Here is a 20,057-nt window from a genome sequence, read left to right as displayed (position 1 = left end):
ACAGCTGCCAGAGACAAAACAAGCGCACCGGCTGCGCTCGCAACCTCTGCAAGCCTATCTTGCGCTCTTTCTCCATTTTCCTCGACATCATCAAGTGCTTCGCCTGCATTGCTTTCAACCAAAATCGTACCGAATAAGCGGAATATTTCCATGGTTTAAACAGCCTCCTTCCCGCGAAAAGCTGCAAGAATAGACTCGGCATCATCAAGGATCTCTTGCTTGGTTTTCTTTGATTGCGGAGGCGACACTGTTTGTTTGGGCTTATAGAAGTCATCAAAAGAGACATAGTTTTCTTGTGTCATATTTGCATATCTGGTCAGGTACATCTCCCAACTTTGCTGTTTGGATTCCATCTCATATACCTTGTTGATTTGCTCGATGCCCGCTTCAACGTCCATCTGCAGCACATAATCGATCTGGCCGTATCGTTTGAGCAACAAGTCAATAACCTCAACCTCATCTATTGACTTGCTTGCTTCAAAAAACTTGAAAGACCAGGCAAACCTTTAAATTGGTCAAATACACTAGCGAGTTGCTCAATATCGAGCTCAGCAAATTTCTCTGATTCCATACCAGCTAGACTAGCCAGAAAGTCTGTCACTTCCTTCTCTGCAAGATGAATATTCTCCAGCACCACTGCAAGCATCTCCACTCCCGCTTGCATTTGCTTAGCTTCAGTTGTCCGTTTGCTTGCTGCTTCTTTATTTTCTTCAAGTGCCGCAGCTGCCTGCTTCATAATTTCTTTAATGCCAATCTTCTTGATAATGCGGGACATCGGAAAAATATCTTTCAGCTGCAGCTTTCTTAGTTTGATTGGTTCCATAAGTTAACCCTCCATGAAATGACGAAAGAGGGCATTGCTGCCCTCTCCGTTTATTTTTTAAGCCGTTCTGAATTTGCTTGTCTTCTGCACAAGTGAGTTGCCATTCAGATCCTTGATATTTGATGATGCAATCGCGATATGATCCGAAGCCGCTGTCATATTGGTGGTTGGTTTTAGTGTGACCACCGTCTTAGCTGCATTGATTGTCAATGCGCCTGGTACGTTTGTACCGTCCGCTTTGATAAGAAGGAAGTTAGATGGATTAACAAGCGTAGGATTGATTGCCTCGTTAAACGTCCAAACCACGCTAGCACTTACTGCAATAGCTGTTGCAGCATCAGCTGGAACAACTGTAACCGTTGGCGGTGTAGTATCCCCTGACAGTTTAGGATAATAAATCTTAAATGGCACCATATCCAAATCAAAGGCATCATAGTGAGCTGCGAATGTTACAGGTAATACGCTCTCTCCTTTATCCTCGGTTTTCAACGTGACACCCTCTGTGTTCAGCGCGTTAAAAATCTGAATGATTACGGGGTTATTACTGCCGCTTAAGCGTCCAACCCAAGTGATGTTATCCAGGTAGTTTGCAATTGAAATGGTATTGCTAGCAGTGATTATGTCATACATATTATTGGTCGCTGAATCTACTGATCCAGTCGCTAGAGCTGACGCCAGCATTTGTGGTGTAATCTCCAGCATGTTGGCCATTATCGTGACGTCCCATGAATCAATCGCGTTCAACCCTTTGGCTCGCCCCTTGACTCCATCGACTTCGATTGCTCTCATAGATGGAACTGCCTTAAATTCTCCACCTCCTCGTGTTGCACCTAAGAGCGTTCCTGTGTTTGTGTTTAAATCATAGTTTTTGTAAAATGCTCCCGCGTCTAAAACCAAACGATCTCCCGTTTGTGGTGTAAAGCCTGAATGTTGTGGCATCTAATCCCCTCCAAATGTACGAACTTGATATATAAGCCGCCTGCCTCGCAAGCGCTTATCGGGATCTGTAAGCGGCAGCCGTGTATCCCGATGAAAAGAAAAAGCCATCCCGTTAGTGCGGATGACTTGTTTATTTAAAGCAGCATTCAATTCGTCGATAAGCATTTCAAGCGGCAACGTGTCGCCATCATCTGGAGCATCCCAAGCATCAACATGAAGGACGAAAATCTCAGTTGATTCGTCACTTCCGAACGCGTTAGGAAGATCATAGACAACGATTGGATATGGTTCTTCTGCTGGCGCAATCTCGTAATATATTTTTGGATGCTTTTTCTTAAGCAAAGCAACAATCGTTTTTCGAAGCTCAACAATCTTGCTCATTCGTCCCCCACCCAGCTACCGTCATCCTGAATCAATCCCTCTGCCCTGTTAAGATCCTCAATAGATGCAATGTAAATCCCCATTACTCGCCGGATATCATCAACATTATTTAATACAGCGTCCATGAGTATAGCCTTCTTACGCTGTCCGCGAGTGCCTAGCTCCTGCTCTGCTCCATACCAAGTGTTATGCTTGATTCCCAGGACCAAATCCCGCTCACGCTTTCTGGCCCAGTATTGAAAGGAACGCATTATCCGCTTAGATCGCTTCATACCGACTTGCTTTTTGGCTTGTTGCATAACCAACTTTCTAACGATCTTGCCCACCTCGCGCAATCCCGCCATTTCAAGTTGCTTTATCGTGTATAACGTACGGTCGATATTGGAAATCCATTCGACTCCGTTTCGGGTGACGCGTACAGTACGTGGCATCGCCATATTAAACCACCTCGTTCACAAGGCCAGAGCAGACAAGTTCTGTCCTCTCGTCCTTACGTTTAAACGTCCTGCTAATAACGTAAACTGTCCCCTCATATTCAAGCTGGGGTTCATCTTGGTACTCTGCCGTCCAAACAACGAACGTGAGCTCCAATTTCAAACCGTTAGCAGCAGCTTGATAATGTTCCGATTGTCGTACGCTATTTTCTTCTGCAAATGTTTCTCTTCTCGATACCGTTTTAATGGGATCGCCTATTGCATTCTCTGTTGTCGTAGTGCGGATCAAGTAAACAACTCTGTCAAAACGTTGCGTCATGTCATCACCTCACGGCCAGCTGAGTTAGTAGCGTATGAAAAACAGGGGAGAACTTCGTCTCCCCTCCCTGCACATTCCACAGGTCGCACACACCCATTGCGATTACACCAACAGCTAGATCGCTTTCAAATGCATCAACAGAAACGCCCGCTCCTTGCATATAGCCTTTTACAGTTAATAGCTTTTGATTAAGCACTCCGTCAAAGGCACTACTGCTAATCGGAATGTTCAGTCCGATTTTGCATTCCGTGAGCAACCTTTCATTTGTCATTATCTTCACCATCCGGCGTGTTTTAGGTTGTTGCCGCTTTCTTGATTAAAACAATACCGTTAGGGTCAAGGAGCTTGCCATCAGCGATAAGAATCGCTTTATCTACCCATTCGTTTGTATCGTGGTCAAACCAACGGAACATTTGCATTTGCAAATTAGAGTTAAATCCATAGTTATTAAGATTGCAATAAATACCAATCACATCACCAGTTGCTGCACTATTAAATGGTGGAATTACATCATTTTCTACCAAGATGACTTCTCGACCACCAAACAACTTTTGCGATCCACCAGTAATTCCGAAGTTCACTCGGCTGATCGGTTGACCACTAGCATCAACCATGCCATTAATCTTGCCTTCAAATGTACCCGATGCCATGATGAATACAGCTTCCGCTTGATATGCCAATGGCAAAGTAGCAAACACTTTCTCAGACCACGAATCGTAAGCAGAGATCTCCAATGCTGTCATGGTAACAACCTGCGCTGCTGGAATCCTCGAATCGTTGACGATGCCGAGTGGAGAGCCTGTTCCTGTACCCCTTATAACTGCCAAATCGATGGCTTTAACCATTGCTTCCACAATTAATTTAGTGATGGTCGATTCAAATCCAGCCAACGTAACCGTACCAGCCAAAAGTGAAATGGAAACTTTGCACTCCAATCCGTAATATAAGAAACTGACCTTTGTCTTGGCTTCCGTCTTTTGCTTGTCAGAAGGTGTTGTCTCGCCAATCCATGTTGCAACTGGCTTAAGTGAAAGAATTGGGACTTCAACGCCGCCAGGTATGTTCATCTGACGGATTCGTTTGAAGATCTGACCATAAACAGACAGCTTTTGAATTACTTCATTAAGGATAGTTGTTGGAATTACTGCCGCAACATCCGTGGTTGTGCTCATTGCATTCGCCCGAATATCTGGAGCTTTGTGCTTCAGAAGCTCAGGCGTTTTTTCGCCAGTCGTCGCATAAATTTTGAATGCGTTTCGATACTCCAATGTGTCAAATACATCAACCGGATCAATTCCACGTTGTTGCTGATGACCACCAAGTCCAAAAGAAGCAATGGCAACTGGCGGAACAGCAGACTGACCAGGAGTCGGAGGCTGTGTTCCTCTTTGTTCTCCCGAACCACCTGCAATTGGTTCCTCGTCATCGGACATACCGTCTGTGATGCTGCGGAACTCCAAAATTTCGCCATTTAACAGTTCCAGCTCTGCATTAATGCTCCGTAACTCTTCAACCGTTGTTGCAGCGGAGGCTTTTGTTCCTAGTTCAGCCTTACGTGCCTCTTTCTTTGCAAGTAATGCTAGAAGTTTCTTTTTATTCATAATCGTTCACCTTAACCCTTCATCAATATTTGATTTTTTAATTTCAAAAGCTCTAGCTCGTTTGGTTTGTTATCCAACATAGACCGGGCATTCTCCAATGCCTTTGCTGCATTATCCAATACAGACTTGTCACGAGCATTTATGTCAGTCCCAGAATATGCCGGGAAGTTGACCGCACTCACTTCAATAACTTTTGTGATCTTACTTATTCTTCTTGTGGGAGTATCTGTCTCAAGATCCTCCCAAGTCTCCTCACCCACATAAAAAATAAAAGACATCCCGTCGATGTCTTCTCGTTTTACTGCGCTATAGAGTGCCTTGGCTTCGTTGTTGTTTTCAACATCCAGATCCGCTTTGATATAAAGTCCACGCTCGTCTGTTCGCAATTGCATTGTCGAGTTACCATTATTCCTGCGGCTTCTGGCTAACGGAATCTTTCTCAAATCATGATTCACGCTGAACAGTACGTCATCAAAATTGCAAGTATCGAACGCGCCACGCTCAATGATTTCATTAAACCAGCCACCAATGTTAGTTCGTTGATCATATACGGCTGGATGCCCCTCAATAAACGAACCGTCTTCGGCTGCACGTAGATCTACAATGCCGAAGCTGCGTTTAACCGGTTCATAAATGGATTCCGATTTCTTATGCTTGCTCATTGCTTTCTTCTCCTTTCGCAGTGTTCTTATTCGCCATTTGGTAGGCGTTAATCATTCGTGTATCTACGTAATTAAGCGATTGTGTTCGTCTACCTCCATCTTCCAATGGTGGATAACCAAGCAAAGCAAGCTTCTGATTGTCAGTCAACAATCCTTGCTCGCCAGCTGTCTTAAGCAGATTTAATTTCATGTTTGTACTTAGATACATCATGTCTTTCTGATAAAAGACAATCTCATTTCCAACATCAAGCTCGCGATTAGTAAATATCGTTTTTGAAAATGCTTGTCCCAAACTAATAACGATTGGTTCCAATGTTTTTTCATAGAAAGCCTGGTACTGATCGTCGGAGTAGTCTCCCGTAAAAATAGGAAGCGACATGCCAAACCAGTAAAGCACTTTACTCTGAAGAAATTCCAACGATACCGGATCAATTATCTTTGGATCAATGGTAATTGGAGTAAACTCACCCTTTAAATCCAGTGGTAAAATACCCGTCGAACCTGATTCAAGAAGTGCTTCAATCCTTGCACGTTCTGCACGCTGCGCATCATCGTCTGTTAGCGTATTTATTTTCATAATGCCACGTACAGCCATACTCGTTTTAATACCCTTTTCCAATCCTTGAAGCACACTGTCATTGATCTGAAGCACCTTAAGCAGGGCAGCATTATCCGGCTGACCATTCGCACCCCCACCCATGATTTCATTCAGAGAAAACTTTTTCCGCAAGTGAATCACATCGGAATACAAAAGCGTAAAATGATCGCCGCCAGCAAAGTGAAGTTTCACAAGGAGTGTACCGTTTAGGTCCTGCAAAAAATCCACTTGTGATGGATTAAGAGGATAGAAGCCTGTATAGACCTTGGATACGATACCATTGTTCTCAACGAGCTCATATGCCGGATAAATAAACGCATTGTAATTCAGATAGAGCAGCCAAATGATTTTTTCGATGAAATCCCTAGTTGTCATGAGTGGGTTAGGTGCAAATTTAAACAATCGATTCAGGTTTCCTTTTGGAACGTGCTGCATCCCGTCATTGCCTTCACGAATATGCTTCGGCATAAGCTTGCTGCATTCCGTTGCAATAATATCAATGCAGGTCTGCACGACATCAGAAGCATAGACGTTCTGTCCGAATTGACTAAAAATCGGCAGGCTGCCATTCATCATTTGCGCATGTCTAAGTTGGCTATTGTCTTTCTTAAACAGCACTTTTAATGCTTCTTTTATTGCCACTTGTTCACCCCGCTCTCTTAGCAAGTTCAAGGAATTCGGATCGATTGTCGATGTAAACGCGATAACAAAAGATGATCGTAACCGCGCCATCGATTTTCTTATCCTCTTTGCCCTGTACTTTTATTGGCATGATCTCCATTTTGTTATTAATCGTTAATGCCGTATTCTCCAAGCACCAACGATCTAGAGAATCATCATTGTAATTAATCAGTTTACTTCGCAAGTCTGCTTCAACAAGCTTCATCGGCTCGCTGATCGGTGCCCAGTCCTGCGTAACACGAACCATATCAAACCCGGTCTCTTCCATCTCCTTCACCCAGTAGACGGCAGACCATTTGTCATAGCCAATCTTATAAAACTTGATGCCGAATTCCTTGACCATCTTAATGAACCATGCGGTCACTAGTCGGAAGTCATTCTCGTTCCCATCCGATACCGTAATCCTGCCTTCACGAATCCACTCCGTAAATTTGGGTAAGTCCTCACTCGTCAACAAAGCAAGCTTCGATTCTGGAATGAAATACTGTGCGCGGGTATACTTCTTACCTTTGCGGATAAACATCATACGGGCACATGCAAGGTCACCCGATTTCGATAAGTCCACGCCGCCAATTGCAAAGGAACCTCGAAACTCCTCTAAATCAAAGGTCGAATCGTTAGCCAGCTCTTCGGCCATTAACCAAGCTGCTGCGTTGTTTTGCTTGATATTAAAATCTTTGGCTAACATAAAAATCCGTTCAGCCTTTTTGTGTTGGGCTGTACGGATTTGGTCTTTAATATATTTTGGCTTCTTGATGGTGCCCAGGCTGGGATTCGACTTTGACCATGACTTTTGATCTTGCCAAACCTCCGCTTCGCTGTCTTGCGTATAAAGCCACACAAGAATTGTATGGTCTTCTATCTCCTTCGCAAGCACGCTTCGGCCGTATTTCAATTCATCGTCTAAATAGCCATCGTTAACGAATCCCTCAGTGGTGATATTAATAAACCATGGTTCATCTTTTGTCGATTGCGATTGGTCGATAGATTTAGCAATAACGTTATCGGTCATTTCGTTTGACTCGTCCAAGATCGCGCCGTCAATGTTCCGGCCTTCCTTGTTTTTGGTCCGATCCGAAATTTTGAAAACCTTGCTTTTATTACGAAGGTTAAATATACCCTTCATATTTTTATGCGTTCGCTTGTCCTTTGGATCGAATTGTTCGCGCATGTTATTGATCTCTTCGAAAATAATGTTTGCCTGGGCATCGTCATTCGATGAACACACAATGTCATTTCCACCAGTCCCGCACATGAGCTCCGTTAATCCGAGTGCAGCGCATAACGTAGACTTGCCATTCTTTCGAGCAATTAAAAGGATCGCTTTCTTGAACCGCCTCAGGAGTTCTTTCGGTGGCTTCTCGCCATAATACTCCTCATAACCATGCTCGCTCCATTTAAACGAATAGAACGCCTCGATAAAAGCTTTCTCCCACAGTTCCAAATGAAATGGCACACCGTAAAAAGGGCTTTTCGTATGCTTACAAAAGTTTTCAATAAAGTTGATCCGGAAGTGAGCATCCTTCGTGTCATAGACAAAGGCAGGATTGTCCAAATCCTCAATCAGATTATCGAGCTGCTGGATGAGTTCCATGCCTGCAATGATTTCGTCATCCTTAATGGCCATATTATATTCTAGAAGGTAGCTATGCCCCTGCTGCGTTTCGCATGAATTCATCAAACGCATCATCACCTTCAAGCATGTTTTTACTCAATATACCGTTTAACGTTTTGATTACTACCGAATAGGCGTTAACGTTTTTTAAATACTGTTTGCCTGTCTCTACCGGCCTCTGCAATTCATGATTTTGCGGATGGATCTTAACCATGCCTGTGATTGCGATTGATTGCCTAAGTACGTGGTTCTCAGCTCTCAAAAACGCCGCATCTTCAATTAATCCTTCGACCAGCTTAGTTTTGGACGGTTCGACTTCTTCAAATATCTTGTTCAATTTCTCCAACTCTGCCACATAGACGTCACTTTTTTTCAAAGTTCATTTGCTCTCCCTCCATTTTCAATTTTTTCGGTTTATGTGAAATTTGTGTCCCCCTTACGGTCCCTTGGCTAAATTTTAAAAGTTTTTAGCTGGGGGGATCTAAAAACCAAATTTTTTTCTATAATTATTAATTTTTCTAAACTATCGTACCCGTTTGTTGAGCGATAGCCGCTCTCTACTATAACCTTCGTACTTATCACAGGTTATGGTGCAGTATCTTAACATATGGAGCTTAGTAGTGGAATTTACAGAGGCAATCGTCAATTTTCCATAAAATAGTTTATAGTTTATGAAAATATCTACTTTTAACCCAATCAAATACTAGAAGAACTTCATAATATATTCTACTAACATGGAGGTGAATAGTTTTGAAATCTTGTAAAAAGCGTATTGTTAATAAACCAGATAAAGCTTGCTGCCCCGTTATCGTCAATAATCAAGTCATTAATGGAAATAGAGGAGCAAACGGTAGCCGAGGTCCTGTCGGACCAGCCGGTCCGACAGGAGCAGCCGGTCAAACAGGACCTCGAGGCTTTCGAGGCTTTCGGGGTGTTCGAGGAGCGCGAGGACCAGCAGGAGCTGGAGGATTAATTCCATTTTCAACGGGTATCATCCTCGATGGTACTGCAGTTCAAGCAGCTGCTCCAATTTTAATGGGTTTTGGTAATCGCACGGTTGAAATTATTGACGGTTCTGGAGAATCAACTATGCCACCAAATGCAGGTGGTTTTGCTTTCCCAATTCCTTTTGCGGGAACCGTTCAAAATTTACAAATAAGCGCAGATTTATTGGTTGCATCAGTGACTTCTATAAATGTGACACCTCTTATATATGATTTTACAGTTTTCTTCGCACCTTCAGATCCAAATAATGGGATTAGTCATCTTTCTTCATTTTACGTGACAACTCCGCTGACTAGCTCGCTTACTTTTGGAGGTCCTACTAATACGGTTACTGCCGGTACTTTCTATACAGCAACCAATATAAATGTCGATTCATTTACAGTCGAACCGGGTGATCGTATTGGTATTCGTATAAGGACGCGTGAATCGTCGGATCCCTCAGCAGCTAATATCACCCAACTCTCATTTAGCGCCAGTCTATCTTATACTCCTTCTTAATAGCCTCCCAGTATTATATAGCTATATGTGTTTCTGGGATAGGTGAACGATTTATAAAATGAACAGCCATATCTATCGATTTATTAAAAAACTTTAAAAAAGAGCTACCACTCGGGAGACCGCTGCAAAAGTAACTCCCTAAACGCGAGCCTTAGAAGCGATTCTAGAGGCTCGTTTTTTAAAACCCTTTTGTTGTTCTGAAAAAAATAGACTTTTGCAGCGGTCTCACTAGGCAGCCCTTTCGTTAATGAACTATCGTATCCCGTTAGCTTAATAAGAAAATCAACAAAATTTTAGATTACCAAATAATCCATATTCCCATGCGCTTGGGATTATTATGGAACATAACTGTCAAACCATTTGTTAATGTACTGTGACCATTCATCATTGCGGTATCTTCTGTCCTCATCGATCTCCAAGCGCCGAAGACATTCCTCCCTACTCACATCGCAGAAGATAAGCTCAGCTCCCAAGTCATGAACCAAACGCTCACGCTTGTAACGATCTGCATAACCACCGATAACCCAAGCGCTACTCCACTTACCTAGCCTCGTCTTGATGTTGTCGATCAACAGGTTATGTATACCAATCACATTGCTAAACAAATTGATCGGTTTATCATAATCAGGAAGAAGAGACACGGCTGAATACAATTGATCCATATCCACAACCAAATCACCACGGCGCATACGATCACGGACATAATTTGTCTTTCCAGCCATTGGCGGTCCATAAACTACGAATACGCCATTAGTCATTTGATGACCGAATCGTCCATGAATCTTGTTATGGCACTCATGATGTACAACCATAATGTTTGCGGGGTTAAGTCCGATATTAACATCATGAACGTTCTCCGGCGTGAGCTCCTTAATATGGTGCAACGTCAGCTCGCTTGACTTTAACACCCTCTGTTTACAATACTCACAGCGCAGGCCGCGCTCATTAATGATAAACATTCGAAAGGTTTGCCACGACTGGCTGCCATAAAAGTTATGTAGCACTGTGTACCTTGCCATGTCACCACGCCTTTTCATTCATTGCATTTATTTCTGCCTTAAGCTTCTCGATACGCAGCTTCTGCTCTTCATCCGACAACGCGCGCATTTCAATCTTATTAATCAGATCAATTAGTTTTGCCTTCTTGTCCTGTACACGAGTAAGAGCATCCTCAATAGCAAGGATGCGTTCTAATTTCTGAGGCGTTTTGGTCACTCGTTCAACTTCCATAAACTTAGGCTGCTTCACGGACATGTAGGAGACTTTCCCATCATGGTCAATAATCGTGTATGCAGTCTCATCCTCGTCAACGAGCTGACTTTTACTTATTGTCTCGTGTAAATCCCAATCATCCAAGATTCTTGACCGCAATTGAAGCATTCGTCGTTCTCTCAGTTCAAGCAGTCTCATTTCGTTCTGCAGTTGAGTAACCGGATCTGTTTCGACTTCAAACAGAAGTATTTTTTCATCAGGCTCCAATGCGTCGAGCCATATAGAGGCATACTCCCCAGTCTTGTATGCAAACTGGTTTCGCTTTGGTGCTCCTGGTCCGCCTCGATTACCTAAAGCATTCCTACTCCCTATTGGTGCACCGCGGCTTCGAGGAAGAGGATCTGATTGTTCCTCCCATCTATCCAAGCTCTTCCACTTACGAACAAGAGACGCATTTATACCCATCTCAGAGGCGATCTCAGAAGGCTTCATTTTCCTGCCACTATAACACCAAACCTTGAATGCGCGCTCTCTATCAGGGCTTCTAGCTCTCGACATTACATCACCTCACCTACTCTCAGAGAGGAATTAAGTTAGTTTTCCTATTTTATTACAATTGTTTCCAATTGCCTGTTTAGGCAGCTAGCCTCGATTGGTCGTTCACAGCGTTCTTTGCCCCAAAACAGCCATTTGAGTTCCCCTCAGTGTATAGGGAAGGGAATTCATCAATTTCTAAAAAACTATGATGATATATAGATAAATTCTTATTCCTATAAAATGAGTTCCACAGTATCTTTATTAAGAGGAATTCTACAGCTCAAAATCGTCCATAGCCTCATCCAAGCTGTCCTGTTTGATCCCAATGTAGCGTAAAGTTATGGACTGTTCACTATGATTAAAGAGCTCCATTAGTAACGCTATGTCCTTTGTTTTGAGGTAAAAATGATAACCAAACGTTTTCCTCATGGAATGCGTCCCAATCTCTTCTACTCCATTATCGCGTGCGGCTTTACTTAATATTTTGTATGCTGTGCTACTATCAATCGGTTCACCTGCAATGCCTGTATGTTTCTTGCTACGACCTGTAAACAAATATTCGTAATCCTGTTTGCCCTTTATAAAATCGTCTAATGCCTTCCTGAGCGTTTTACGAATCTTTATTTTCTTAAGCTTTTTAGTCTTGCCTTCTATGATTTCTATGTGTGTTCCCTTAACGTCCTTAACGGTTAACCATCGTATGTCTGATATACGAAAGCCAGTATTAATACCAATCATGAACAATACATAATCGCGTTCATTTCGAATTCTTAAGTAATGTTTAATCGCCTCAACCTTGCGTATATCGCGAATCGGTTGAACATATTTCATATCACCACCCCGCTTTAGTAGACCGCCCCACTTTAATAGCTTAACTAACCATTTCAACATCCTTCACGCACCTCACCCTAGCACAAACTTGAACTGTATCCTGCCATCTTCCCCATATGCAGCCACGACATTTAAGCGGCTGGATAATCGGCGGCGGCTTCTGCTTAGCTACCATTCAAACACGCTCCTTCTAGGAAATAAAAAAGCTGCCCACATGGACAGAAAATAATCTTATCCGTTCTTCAACTCATCGGAATGATCCGACAAACTGAACAAGGGACAAGCCCTTGCATGGGGTTTCCAACCCCACCTCTTCTCCACACGCTTGACGATAAACGTCTAAGGTCTACGATAGACCCACCGCATGGCCGAGTCCTACATTTGATAAGGGTACAGTAGGATTCACCCGAGCAACGTTCTGCTCTATGAATTCCACTGTACCCCTATTGTGAGTAATTCGTAGCGGCATCATAACGACACWTCACCGACTGTTTGCCGACTAAATAGCGTCATTTTACCGTCATAATTTTGAGTGACTCCGCAACCGATTCGATCCCTTTGCATAATTTCCGTTCAACTGTGCGGTCATCCATACCCTCTGCAAAATGATTAAGAGTTACGACATGCTTATTTCCGGCAATGTACCGATACTCGATAATCTCTCGAACTTCTACATCAATAATGAGATTAATTGCACTTTGAAGATTTAGCACCCTATTCTTAAGCGATTTATATAAATCATGTTGCTGCATAGATAACGTTTCAAAGCCGCGCCGCTCAAATTCCGCAATCATAGCTTGATATTTCAAAAATAGGTTTAAATGTTTTTTTGACTCCTTTATATCGGCTACCGTCGCCCTTTGAAATAACTCCATTTGATGATCGAAATCATTTGCCATTGCCAACATTCCCCTCATCCTCTCTGTTATAATAGAAGATGAGTTTTGCATAAATCCTTCGGAGTCCGTTCCCCAACAGCTACCGAAGGATTTTTTTCATTTTGCTACAGCTTGCTTTGATACCCAATTAAAACCAATCCCTCCTCGAGTCATCGGGCTTTCTATTAGATAGGAAATACCCTTCTTCACATACTCTCCTGGTACGACTAGCAATAATCCGTACATTGTATCTACGACTGTAGCCTGCGCGATAGGTGATGTAGGACAAACTACAAGTTTAATCCGGTCTATCCTTTTTCCCGATTTAATAATGGGAGCAAGGGATTCATTTATCATCTGTATTGCTTTAAAACCTAATTGAGCTGACATAGGAATTCACCTCTTATGTTCTTCAATACTCAGTCGGTGTTCTTTCACTTAAATCCGGTTCAATTTGGATTAAAAAAGTAGTTTTGAAGCATAATAAAAATGTCTTGCTAAACAAAACCAAAAGGGGTGCTGTATATGCGCGAAGGTTTGATTCCTGCCGTTCTTGGAACTGTGGTTTCTGCTTCTGGTGCTACACTGCTTAAAAGCAAGTACAAACTTGTTGGTACTGGTGTTCTAGGTTTTGGACTTGCCCATCTTATTCTTGGTGCAATCGACCTGGTAGAACACCGGTAGGTTTGGCGAGATTAGCAGGGAGGTTCTTTCTTGCCTCCCTCATGTATTTCCGTATTCATTATGTTGTATCAAGTTTCAATTAAAAGCTGTCTTCCACACTAGTCGATACAAACGGCTTTAATCGGCTTTCGGTATGTCCTTACGCCCCATTTGTCGCCAAACAATAGCTGGAGTTGCGTATCATTTAGGATCTCAAGAAGCGCAATAACGACTTCCCTTCGATCCCGTCTAAAATATCGAGCGATATGGTTAATTGTGAATTGCTCCTGCCATAAGCGGCCTATCTCGATTAACTCCTCAGAATGCCAATCATATTTAAGCTCCTCACAGACAACTGTTTTGTTCTTTCTTGTTGCAACAGACATTGACTCACTCCTTTCTTGCTATTCGGATAAATTCAAGGTAATCTCCCTCAGTAGCTTTCGGAAGACCATCTGCTCTTCTTGCTAAATCACATAACTCTCGAAGACTCTCATCGGTTATAGCTGTCTTCGTACGGTCTTCTGCGACAATCTCAATCTGTGGTTTACCTGATCGGCTTTGCGCTCTTGTTGGCTTCTTAACAGTGTTCCAAGGCTCGTCCACTCCGTCAGTTCTGTAACGCTCAAGAATACCTTTGACATAAGTTAAGTTTCGTTTGCCTGCTACAACAGCTGCTTTCATTGCCTCACATGTCCACCGTTCCCCGTAGTCATCAATGAAAAAGTTCAATTTATCAGCAATGACCATACTGATTGTTCCGAAGCCCTCAGTTTCAAAAAGGCGAAATGGATTATTAGCAGGATCAATGCCACCACCAGCAAGCGATTTTTCTCCCTGCTCTTTTTTTGTACTGGTATGGTTCTGTTGGGTCTGGTTAGGTAAGGTCTGGTTAGGTAAGGTAAGGTCCGGTACTGTAGCCCCGTGACCGCTTTTGCCGTCACCAAGAGTCACGGTTGTGTCACGCGTGACATCAGTGTGACTCTCTTTACCTTTCTTAGCATTCTCGCGTGACTTCCGTTTCCTTTCCTTGTTCTTTTCWCGRTTGTCCACCAGACGTCCCGCATAATCGAACCAATCGTGAATAGTGACACACCGTTCCACTCTATCGATAAACTCAGCATCCTCAAGGGCTTGCAAGAGTTTGTCTGCGTTTTCTATGGGCCACTCTACTGCTTCCGCAATGTCCTCTGGATCATAGTCGGATATATTGCCGTCTTGGGCATAATCAATAGCCCACCACCACAACATATGTAAATGACCGATAGCTGCCGGAACGCTAACGCCTAACTTTCGCGACAAACGCTTTGTTTTCGGATGCCTTGCTAGTTCTTGATGACTCTCAATCCAAGCCAATGTACTTCCTCCTTTCTTTGATCACTCTGTTTGGCAGCATAATAAGCTCTCACAATGACTCCCTTGGATGTGCTATAATAGACACAACGAGATTCTTCAAACGGGTCCGTAACGATGTCCGTCCTAGCCGACGGGCATTTTTCTTTTCACTGGCCTCAAAACGAACCAACATTTGCAAATATGCTTCCATATCGGGCATCTTGTTCTGATTCACCTTATCTGGATTGTTCTTAATGAATTTCAAATTGTGCTTAGCAGCTTTACCAGCAGCGAGGGCTTCCTCGACCAATTGATCTCTCGACATAAACAATTCCTCCTTAGGCTACTCCTGCAACTTGCAGGACTGTTTGTAATACAGTTGCTGGGTCCATCCCACTGACTAAGGCATAGCCAACATCCTTTGCATTCGTCTTCTCCAGCCAAACTAAAAATGTGCTCATATCAGGCAGCTTATGATCTTTTTCGAACTTGCTAATACAACTCCGCGAACGATTAAGCATCTCAGCCAACTTTTCCTGGCTCATCCCTGCTCGTTCTCGACATGCATGTAATACCGCTCCAAATCCAGGCCGCATCCTTCTATCCTCCTTACGTTCCAATTTGGAACAGACACGGCAATCATGTTGTCGTAAAATGTGTTTATACCGTTACTGCTTTACCTATTGCCAACGTTCCCCTCATATAGCCCGGCATCCTTCCCGATGTCGGGCAGTTTTTTGAATATGGTTCATATTGCATCTATTTCTAATGCTGCGGATTCTTTATCAGACATCCATTGCTTCAAGGTTTCTATTCTGAAAAAGATCCGAGTTCGAATACGAATGGCCGGTATTTGTTTCAATCGCACCATGTCGTAAATCAGCCATGCTGATACGCCGATGAAATCGGCAGCTTCTTGAACGTTTAAGGTTTGACGTTTCATTCTAAAACTTCCTCTCTAAAGAAAATTACGAACTTTTCACTGTCAATAAATGTTCTTTAAAGGAACGTTTATCTTCAAAAAAAAGTTCCCATTTTATCGTCAATACATTGGCTATAGATTTTGCAACTTCAACAGAAGGAGTTTTTGAACCATTTTCAATATTAGTATAATAACTTCTTGAAATTCCAGCATCGTCAGCTATTTTCTCATGAGTTAAATTTGCTTTTTCTCTAGCTAACTTTAGCCATCTTCTCATCATGTTCACCTCCAGATGTTCCTTTAAGTAACTTTATAATCGAATTATATGTTACTATAAGGAACATGTCAACGATTATGTTATACTTAAAGGAACATAGCTTTAAAGTTTCTCTTAGGAACATTATAATTATGCTATCCCATTAAAGTTGGTGTTCATTATGCTTGTATTTGGTAAAAGATTAAAAGCAGAACGTGAGCTAAAAAAAAACTCCGATCCTAAATGGACTCAGGAATTCGTCGCTAATTTGATTGGAGTTGCTCGACCTACATTTACTGCATATGAAAATGGAACAAAGGAACCACCAATTGACACGATTAATAAAATAGCTGATACTTTTAATGTTTCAATTGATTATTTACAGGGACGGACTGATATTAAGAGCCCAAGAGTAAATCAAGAATCGGAATCTGAAGTATTTATTGCTTATCTAGGCGGACCTCCTGAAGAAATTGATGAAGAGGAAGCCGAGCATCTGAAAGAGCAATTAGCAATGTTCCGATCCTTTAAGGAAAAACGTAAGAAGGAACAAGAACAAGAAAAAAATAATAAAAAATAATAGCCTTTTCTCGGGCTATATTTTTTACCCCAAAATACGAACATACATTCTCATACGGAGGGATTAGACTTGCATTTTTTCAATCTTGAACTCTACAAACCATCAGACATGGAGCTTTGGATTAATAAAAAATATCAAGAGCGAGGAATCCATAGCGCAACTGATTTAAATATCGATAACATCGGCGCCCTATTTAATACATACATCGCCTACTCAGAAGGAGAATCAAAGGTCATTTATGATAACGACAATGACTGTATGATTTTTATTAACATTCATCTGGACGCATACGAGCAGCGACTTGCCTTTTTCCATGAACTATGTCATCCAGCCATGCACGTAGGAGATCAGAGAAGCCTCTCTCCTGCTTTTGTGAGCTTACAGGAATCACAAGCCGCTTTATTCCAGTTGTACGCTGCTATGCCGGCTTACATGCTTGAGGAGTTCAAACCAATACAACATAGCTCCTACTATCTCAAAATACTATCTGAAGCGTTCAAGCTCCCCTATTCATTCGTAAAACAACGTATTGAACAAATACTTGGTCGGATTAATAGAGAACGTCAAGACAATAATTTACGAGCTCGATCCACTCCTGCCAAGATCAAGTATGCTTATACAGATACAACGAACAGAATCCTTGAACAATTAAATAAACAAATAGCAAATAACAAGGAGAGATAACATCACGATGAAAATTTCTGTACTATATGATCTCGACATCGATAACGCACGTCTTTTCCCACTTTGGATGATGATCAATTATTTTACTTTTGATTGGACTAAAACAATTTACATAAGTATCGAAACCCCATTCGAGCGCTTTACCTTTGATGAGATCGAAACCGATGTACTAGCTTTGTCAGTTCCGGACCATGTCTATGTTCGACACCCTCATGATCCTACTCTTTTTGGCCTTCATCTCCCTTCTCTTAGGAACTACATCATTAAGACTTTAGATGGCTCTGGTCAGCAAGTTGAAGTCAACGACATTCAACGGCTCATTCTCCGAGTCACTGATATTGAAGACGTATTAGAAGCAGAGATTCGTTCGAAAGTTCAATGGAAATAACCATAAAAAGGAGGTAAAAAGCTATGTCAAGCATTCGTAAGCGAGGACAAAACTCTTGGACACTGACTATAGAACTTGGGTATGACACAATGGGCAAAAAAATAAGACGGTATCAAACGGTCAAAGTCACAGATCCAGCCTTACTTCGAGCGCCTAAAAGGCTACAGGAGTACTTAAACACCGAATTAACTAAGTTTAAAATTATGGTGGAGTCAGGAGTTTATCTTACGCCTGGCAAAATGACATTTAATGATTTCCTGAAGGATTGGGAAAGGAATTTTGTTCGGGTGGAGTTAGAGGAGAAAACAATCGTAAGTTACATATTCCATACTAAGAAGAGAATCGCCCCCTTCTTCGGCCATATGTACATGGAACAAATCAAAACTCTGCACATTCTCGATTTTATGGATATGCTTCGGCAGCCTAATGCACGCCTTGATGGTTCCGGTCCGTTAAAGTCCGCAAGCCTAGTGTATAACTATCGCGTTTTAAAAAGCATATTTACTAAAGCAATGGAATGGAAAGTCATTAAGGATAATCCAATGACCGGTATTAAGAAGCCTAAGGAGGACGATGTCAAAGAAATGGAGGTTTACGATGAGAAGGAAATAAAGCAGCTATTTGAGGCTCTTGAGCATGAGTCACTTCAATTAAGAACAGCAATTACATTAGCCGTGACAACTGGCATGCGCCGTGGTGAGATTTCAGGTTTAGAATGGTCCAAAATTAATCTCGAACTCGGTCATCTTTACATCACTCAATCTATACCTAAATTGAAAGAAGGAGCTCCCATTTTAAAACCGCCTAAAAACGGTAAGTCACGTAAGATTGCTCTTTCCGAATCATTATTAATCGAGCTTCGCCTACTGAATGCTGAACGCGATGCCGAGCGTTCAGAGCTTCTTGATCAGTGGGCCGATGGTAAGCATTCATTTATTTTCTGTCACCCAGACGGTATGCCCTACGATCCACAATGGTTCACAAAGAAATGGATTGACTTCCATCGCCGTCACCAGCTGAAGCCAATCCGTTTACATGATCTAAGACACACGTCAGTCTCGTGGATGATTTATAAAAATGTCCATTCAGAAGCGATAGCGAAGCGTGTCGGGCATTCAAACATAAAGATGTTGGAGATTTATGGTCACATATTCGAGTCAGTTGATCAGGCTGCTGCTACAGTATTTGATGACATTAAAAGTAACAATAATTGAACATTGGAGCAGTATAATTATTCAATACTGCTCCTTTTAATACCTACACAATTAAATTGCATCTATCAAATAATATTTATACTCTTTCTTGATTCTAGTATTATATTCGAAAATTGTTTTTAGCCTAATTCCTGCCTTATCGTTTGAATTTATAACTGAAACTTCATTATCATTGACCATAAACGATACGGGTATTACAACATCAATTATTTTATTATCGCTGTATACATACAAAAGTGTTGATTTATCAAAATTAATCTCACTGTTGATATCAACTAGCAAAATTTCATTCCCTAATGCATTCTTACATTCACCAATTATTTTTTTCACAGAATCAACAGTTTTTATGTATTCAAGACAAATAGTTTTGCAAAGAACTTTACCTAATAGTTTATAATATCTTATCCATTCAAGTAGTATATCTATACTTTGAAAATTATCGATATGTGCATAATGCGATACAAGATTTCTTTCTTGAATAATCCTTTTTATTGCTTGTGTGGGTTTTTTTTGTTCAAGCAAGCCATTTTCAAAAGCTAATTCGAATGAAGTTATAGCATTCTTTAATTCATCGTTATTATCAATTTTATTTTGAATATCGATTTCAATTCTTTTAAATAATTTCGACATTTCCTTCATGTCCATGTTCTTACTGGTAAATGAAACAATATCTTTATTTAATTTAAATGTAATGCTCTCATTTGCTAAATCAAATTGCGCAGCCTCAAAAAGAAAACCTGGTAATTCATACAATTTGTATTTTTCAATGAGAGTGTTATTATCATAATATTCTTGTTTTTTTAACGTAAAAAAAGAAAAGAATAGATCTTTAACATAAGTTTCCCATAGAGTATACCCTCTATTAATAATAGCGCCATAAACTATATCTCGATATTCTCTGTAATTTGCTTCTTTGTTATCTTTATTAAATGATATATAATCTTCCAATGTTGATAAGTTTTTTTGAAAGTCAACGTTTAATTCTAGCATCTCCTGCATCT

General features: G+C 41.5%; 31 protein-coding genes. 6 read left to right on the top strand and 25 right to left on the bottom strand.

Annotated features, from left to right (window positions below):
- Positions 1-155: 155 nt before the first annotated feature.
- From AC787_RS27650 to AC787_RS27595, 12 genes are read right to left on the bottom strand one after another with little or no spacing between them, the layout of a single operon-like run.
- Positions 156-440, bottom strand: coding sequence for a hypothetical protein (locus AC787_RS27650; RefSeq protein ID WP_054028135.1), 285 nt, complete (start codon positions 438-440; stop codon positions 156-158).
- Positions 441-460: 20 nt separating this feature from the next.
- Positions 461-823, bottom strand: coding sequence for a hypothetical protein (locus AC787_RS27645; RefSeq protein WP_054028134.1), 363 nt, complete (start codon positions 821-823; stop codon positions 461-463).
- Between the two features lie 57 nt (positions 824-880).
- Positions 881-1,762: an Ig-like domain-containing protein gene (locus AC787_RS34225; protein WP_063847682.1), complete on the bottom strand. Its 882-nt coding sequence runs from the start codon at positions 1,760-1,762 to the stop codon at positions 881-883.
- Positions 1,763-2,143: a hypothetical protein gene (locus AC787_RS27635; protein WP_054028133.1), complete on the bottom strand. Its 381-nt coding sequence runs from the start codon at positions 2,141-2,143 to the stop codon at positions 1,763-1,765.
- Positions 2,140-2,580: a hypothetical protein gene (locus AC787_RS27630; RefSeq protein ID WP_054028132.1), complete on the bottom strand. Its 441-nt coding sequence runs from the start codon at positions 2,578-2,580 to the stop codon at positions 2,140-2,142. The genes AC787_RS27635 and AC787_RS27630 overlap by 4 nt, the downstream gene beginning before the upstream one ends.
- A gap of 1 nt (position 2,581) precedes the next feature.
- A complete protein-coding gene (locus tag AC787_RS27625; protein WP_054028131.1) occupies positions 2,582-2,896 on the bottom strand; it encodes a phage head closure protein in 315 nt (104 codons plus the stop codon).
- A 4-nt stretch (positions 2,897-2,900) separates the two neighbouring features.
- A complete protein-coding gene (locus tag AC787_RS27620) occupies positions 2,901-3,167 on the bottom strand; it encodes a hypothetical protein (RefSeq protein WP_054028130.1) in 267 nt (88 codons plus the stop codon).
- 22 nt (positions 3,168-3,189) lie between these two features.
- Positions 3,190-4,497, bottom strand: coding sequence for a phage major capsid protein (locus AC787_RS27615; protein WP_054028129.1), 1,308 nt, complete (start codon positions 4,495-4,497; stop codon positions 3,190-3,192).
- Between the two features lie 11 nt (positions 4,498-4,508).
- Positions 4,509-5,159 (bottom strand): HK97 family phage prohead protease, encoded by a 651-nt coding sequence (locus AC787_RS27610; RefSeq protein ID WP_054028128.1) that lies wholly within the window; start codon positions 5,157-5,159, stop codon positions 4,509-4,511.
- Positions 5,146-6,489 (bottom strand): phage portal protein, encoded by a 1,344-nt coding sequence (locus AC787_RS27605; protein ID WP_082361184.1) that lies wholly within the window; start codon positions 6,487-6,489, stop codon positions 5,146-5,148. Before AC787_RS27605 ends, AC787_RS27610 begins: the two co-directional genes overlap by 14 nt.
- Positions 6,404-8,116 (bottom strand): terminase large subunit, encoded by a 1,713-nt coding sequence (locus tag AC787_RS27600; RefSeq protein ID WP_152970787.1) that lies wholly within the window; start codon positions 8,114-8,116, stop codon positions 6,404-6,406. The genes AC787_RS27605 and AC787_RS27600 overlap by 86 nt, the downstream gene beginning before the upstream one ends.
- The gene (locus tag AC787_RS27595) at positions 8,085-8,429 is read right to left on the bottom strand and encodes a hypothetical protein (protein WP_054028126.1); all 345 of its coding nucleotides are present in this window, start codon (positions 8,427-8,429) and stop codon (positions 8,085-8,087) included. The genes AC787_RS27600 and AC787_RS27595 overlap by 32 nt, the downstream gene beginning before the upstream one ends.
- 374 nt (positions 8,430-8,803) lie before the next feature.
- Between AC787_RS27595 and AC787_RS27590 the strand changes: the two genes are divergently transcribed.
- Positions 8,804-9,556 (top strand): hypothetical protein, encoded by a 753-nt coding sequence (locus AC787_RS27590; protein ID WP_054028125.1) that lies wholly within the window; start codon positions 8,804-8,806, stop codon positions 9,554-9,556.
- Between the two features lie 335 nt (positions 9,557-9,891).
- Here the strand turns inward: AC787_RS27590 and AC787_RS27585 are convergent, their stop codons facing one another.
- From AC787_RS27585 to AC787_RS27565, 6 genes are all read right to left on the bottom strand, one after another.
- On the bottom strand, positions 9,892-10,575 hold the full coding sequence (locus tag AC787_RS27585) for an HNH endonuclease (RefSeq protein ID WP_054028124.1): 684 nt from the start codon (positions 10,573-10,575) through the stop codon (positions 9,892-9,894).
- Between the two features lies 1 nt (position 10,576).
- The gene (gene terS, locus AC787_RS27580) at positions 10,577-11,326 is read right to left on the bottom strand and encodes a phage terminase small subunit (protein ID WP_054028123.1); all 750 of its coding nucleotides are present in this window, start codon (positions 11,324-11,326) and stop codon (positions 10,577-10,579) included.
- 252 nt (positions 11,327-11,578) lie between these two features.
- A complete protein-coding gene (locus tag AC787_RS27575; protein ID WP_054028229.1) occupies positions 11,579-12,136 on the bottom strand; it encodes a tyrosine-type recombinase/integrase in 558 nt (185 codons plus the stop codon).
- Between the two features lie 40 nt (positions 12,137-12,176).
- Entirely contained in the window at positions 12,177-12,311 is a 135-nt protein-coding gene (locus tag AC787_RS35120) for a hypothetical protein (RefSeq protein WP_268760207.1), read from the bottom strand.
- 334 nt (positions 12,312-12,645) lie between these two features.
- Complete coding sequence (locus AC787_RS27570; RefSeq protein WP_054028122.1) at positions 12,646-13,035, bottom strand: hypothetical protein; 390 nt, start codon at positions 13,033-13,035, stop codon at positions 12,646-12,648.
- Positions 13,036-13,131: 96 nt separating this feature from the next.
- Complete coding sequence (locus AC787_RS27565) at positions 13,132-13,404, bottom strand: hypothetical protein (RefSeq protein ID WP_054028121.1); 273 nt, start codon at positions 13,402-13,404, stop codon at positions 13,132-13,134.
- A gap of 135 nt (positions 13,405-13,539) precedes the next feature.
- Between AC787_RS27565 and AC787_RS27560 the strand changes: the two genes are divergently transcribed.
- Complete coding sequence (locus tag AC787_RS27560) at positions 13,540-13,698, top strand: hypothetical protein (RefSeq protein WP_054023675.1); 159 nt, start codon at positions 13,540-13,542, stop codon at positions 13,696-13,698.
- 98 nt (positions 13,699-13,796) lie between these two features.
- On the opposite strand, the gene AC787_RS27555 is transcribed toward AC787_RS27560, so the two are convergent.
- The 6 genes from AC787_RS27555 to AC787_RS27530 form a co-directional block, all read right to left on the bottom strand.
- Positions 13,797-14,063: a hypothetical protein gene (locus AC787_RS27555; RefSeq protein ID WP_054028120.1), complete on the bottom strand. Its 267-nt coding sequence runs from the start codon at positions 14,061-14,063 to the stop codon at positions 13,797-13,799.
- Between the two features lie 4 nt (positions 14,064-14,067).
- Positions 14,068-15,033 carry a DnaD domain protein gene (locus AC787_RS27550; protein WP_054028119.1) on the bottom strand — a complete coding sequence of 322 codons (966 nt, stop codon included), beginning with the start codon at positions 15,031-15,033 and terminating at the stop codon, positions 14,068-14,070.
- 49 nt (positions 15,034-15,082) lie between these two features.
- Positions 15,083-15,337 carry a hypothetical protein gene (locus AC787_RS27545; RefSeq protein WP_054028118.1) on the bottom strand — a complete coding sequence of 85 codons (255 nt, stop codon included), beginning with the start codon at positions 15,335-15,337 and terminating at the stop codon, positions 15,083-15,085.
- Positions 15,338-15,350: 13 nt separating this feature from the next.
- Positions 15,351-15,608 (bottom strand): helix-turn-helix domain-containing protein, encoded by a 258-nt coding sequence (locus AC787_RS27540; protein ID WP_054028117.1) that lies wholly within the window; start codon positions 15,606-15,608, stop codon positions 15,351-15,353.
- Between the two features lie 152 nt (positions 15,609-15,760).
- Positions 15,761-15,955 (bottom strand): helix-turn-helix domain-containing protein, encoded by a 195-nt coding sequence (locus AC787_RS27535; protein WP_054028116.1) that lies wholly within the window; start codon positions 15,953-15,955, stop codon positions 15,761-15,763.
- A 25-nt stretch (positions 15,956-15,980) separates the two neighbouring features.
- Positions 15,981-16,214 (bottom strand): helix-turn-helix domain-containing protein, encoded by a 234-nt coding sequence (locus tag AC787_RS27530; RefSeq protein WP_082361181.1) that lies wholly within the window; start codon positions 16,212-16,214, stop codon positions 15,981-15,983.
- 157 nt (positions 16,215-16,371) lie between these two features.
- On the opposite strand from AC787_RS27530, the gene AC787_RS27525 reads away from it, so the two are divergent.
- From AC787_RS27525 to AC787_RS27510, 4 genes are all read left to right on the top strand, one after another.
- Positions 16,372-16,770 carry a helix-turn-helix domain-containing protein gene (locus tag AC787_RS27525; protein WP_054028114.1) on the top strand — a complete coding sequence of 133 codons (399 nt, stop codon included), beginning with the start codon at positions 16,372-16,374 and terminating at the stop codon, positions 16,768-16,770.
- 69 nt (positions 16,771-16,839) lie between these two features.
- The gene (locus AC787_RS27520; protein ID WP_054028113.1) at positions 16,840-17,454 is read left to right on the top strand and encodes an ImmA/IrrE family metallo-endopeptidase; all 615 of its coding nucleotides are present in this window, start codon (positions 16,840-16,842) and stop codon (positions 17,452-17,454) included.
- 7 nt (positions 17,455-17,461) lie between these two features.
- Positions 17,462-17,842, top strand: coding sequence for a hypothetical protein (locus AC787_RS27515; protein WP_054028112.1), 381 nt, complete (start codon positions 17,462-17,464; stop codon positions 17,840-17,842).
- Between the two features lie 23 nt (positions 17,843-17,865).
- Positions 17,866-19,056 carry a tyrosine-type recombinase/integrase gene (locus AC787_RS27510; protein WP_054028111.1) on the top strand — a complete coding sequence of 397 codons (1,191 nt, stop codon included), beginning with the start codon at positions 17,866-17,868 and terminating at the stop codon, positions 19,054-19,056.
- Between the two features lie 51 nt (positions 19,057-19,107).
- Here AC787_RS27510 and AC787_RS27505 read toward each other — a convergent pair whose 3' ends face one another.
- Complete coding sequence (locus tag AC787_RS27505) at positions 19,108-20,055, bottom strand: HEPN domain-containing protein (RefSeq protein WP_054028110.1); 948 nt, start codon at positions 20,053-20,055, stop codon at positions 19,108-19,110.
- Positions 20,056-20,057 lie beyond the last annotated feature (2 nt).

Source organism: Bacillus sp. FJAT-28004, from assembly GCF_001280845.1.
Classification (GTDB): Bacteria; Bacillota; Bacilli; order Paenibacillales; family Paenibacillaceae; genus Pristimantibacillus.
The sequence above is the reverse complement of the archived record's forward strand: the minus strand, read 5'-3'. Positions and strand labels throughout refer to the sequence as shown.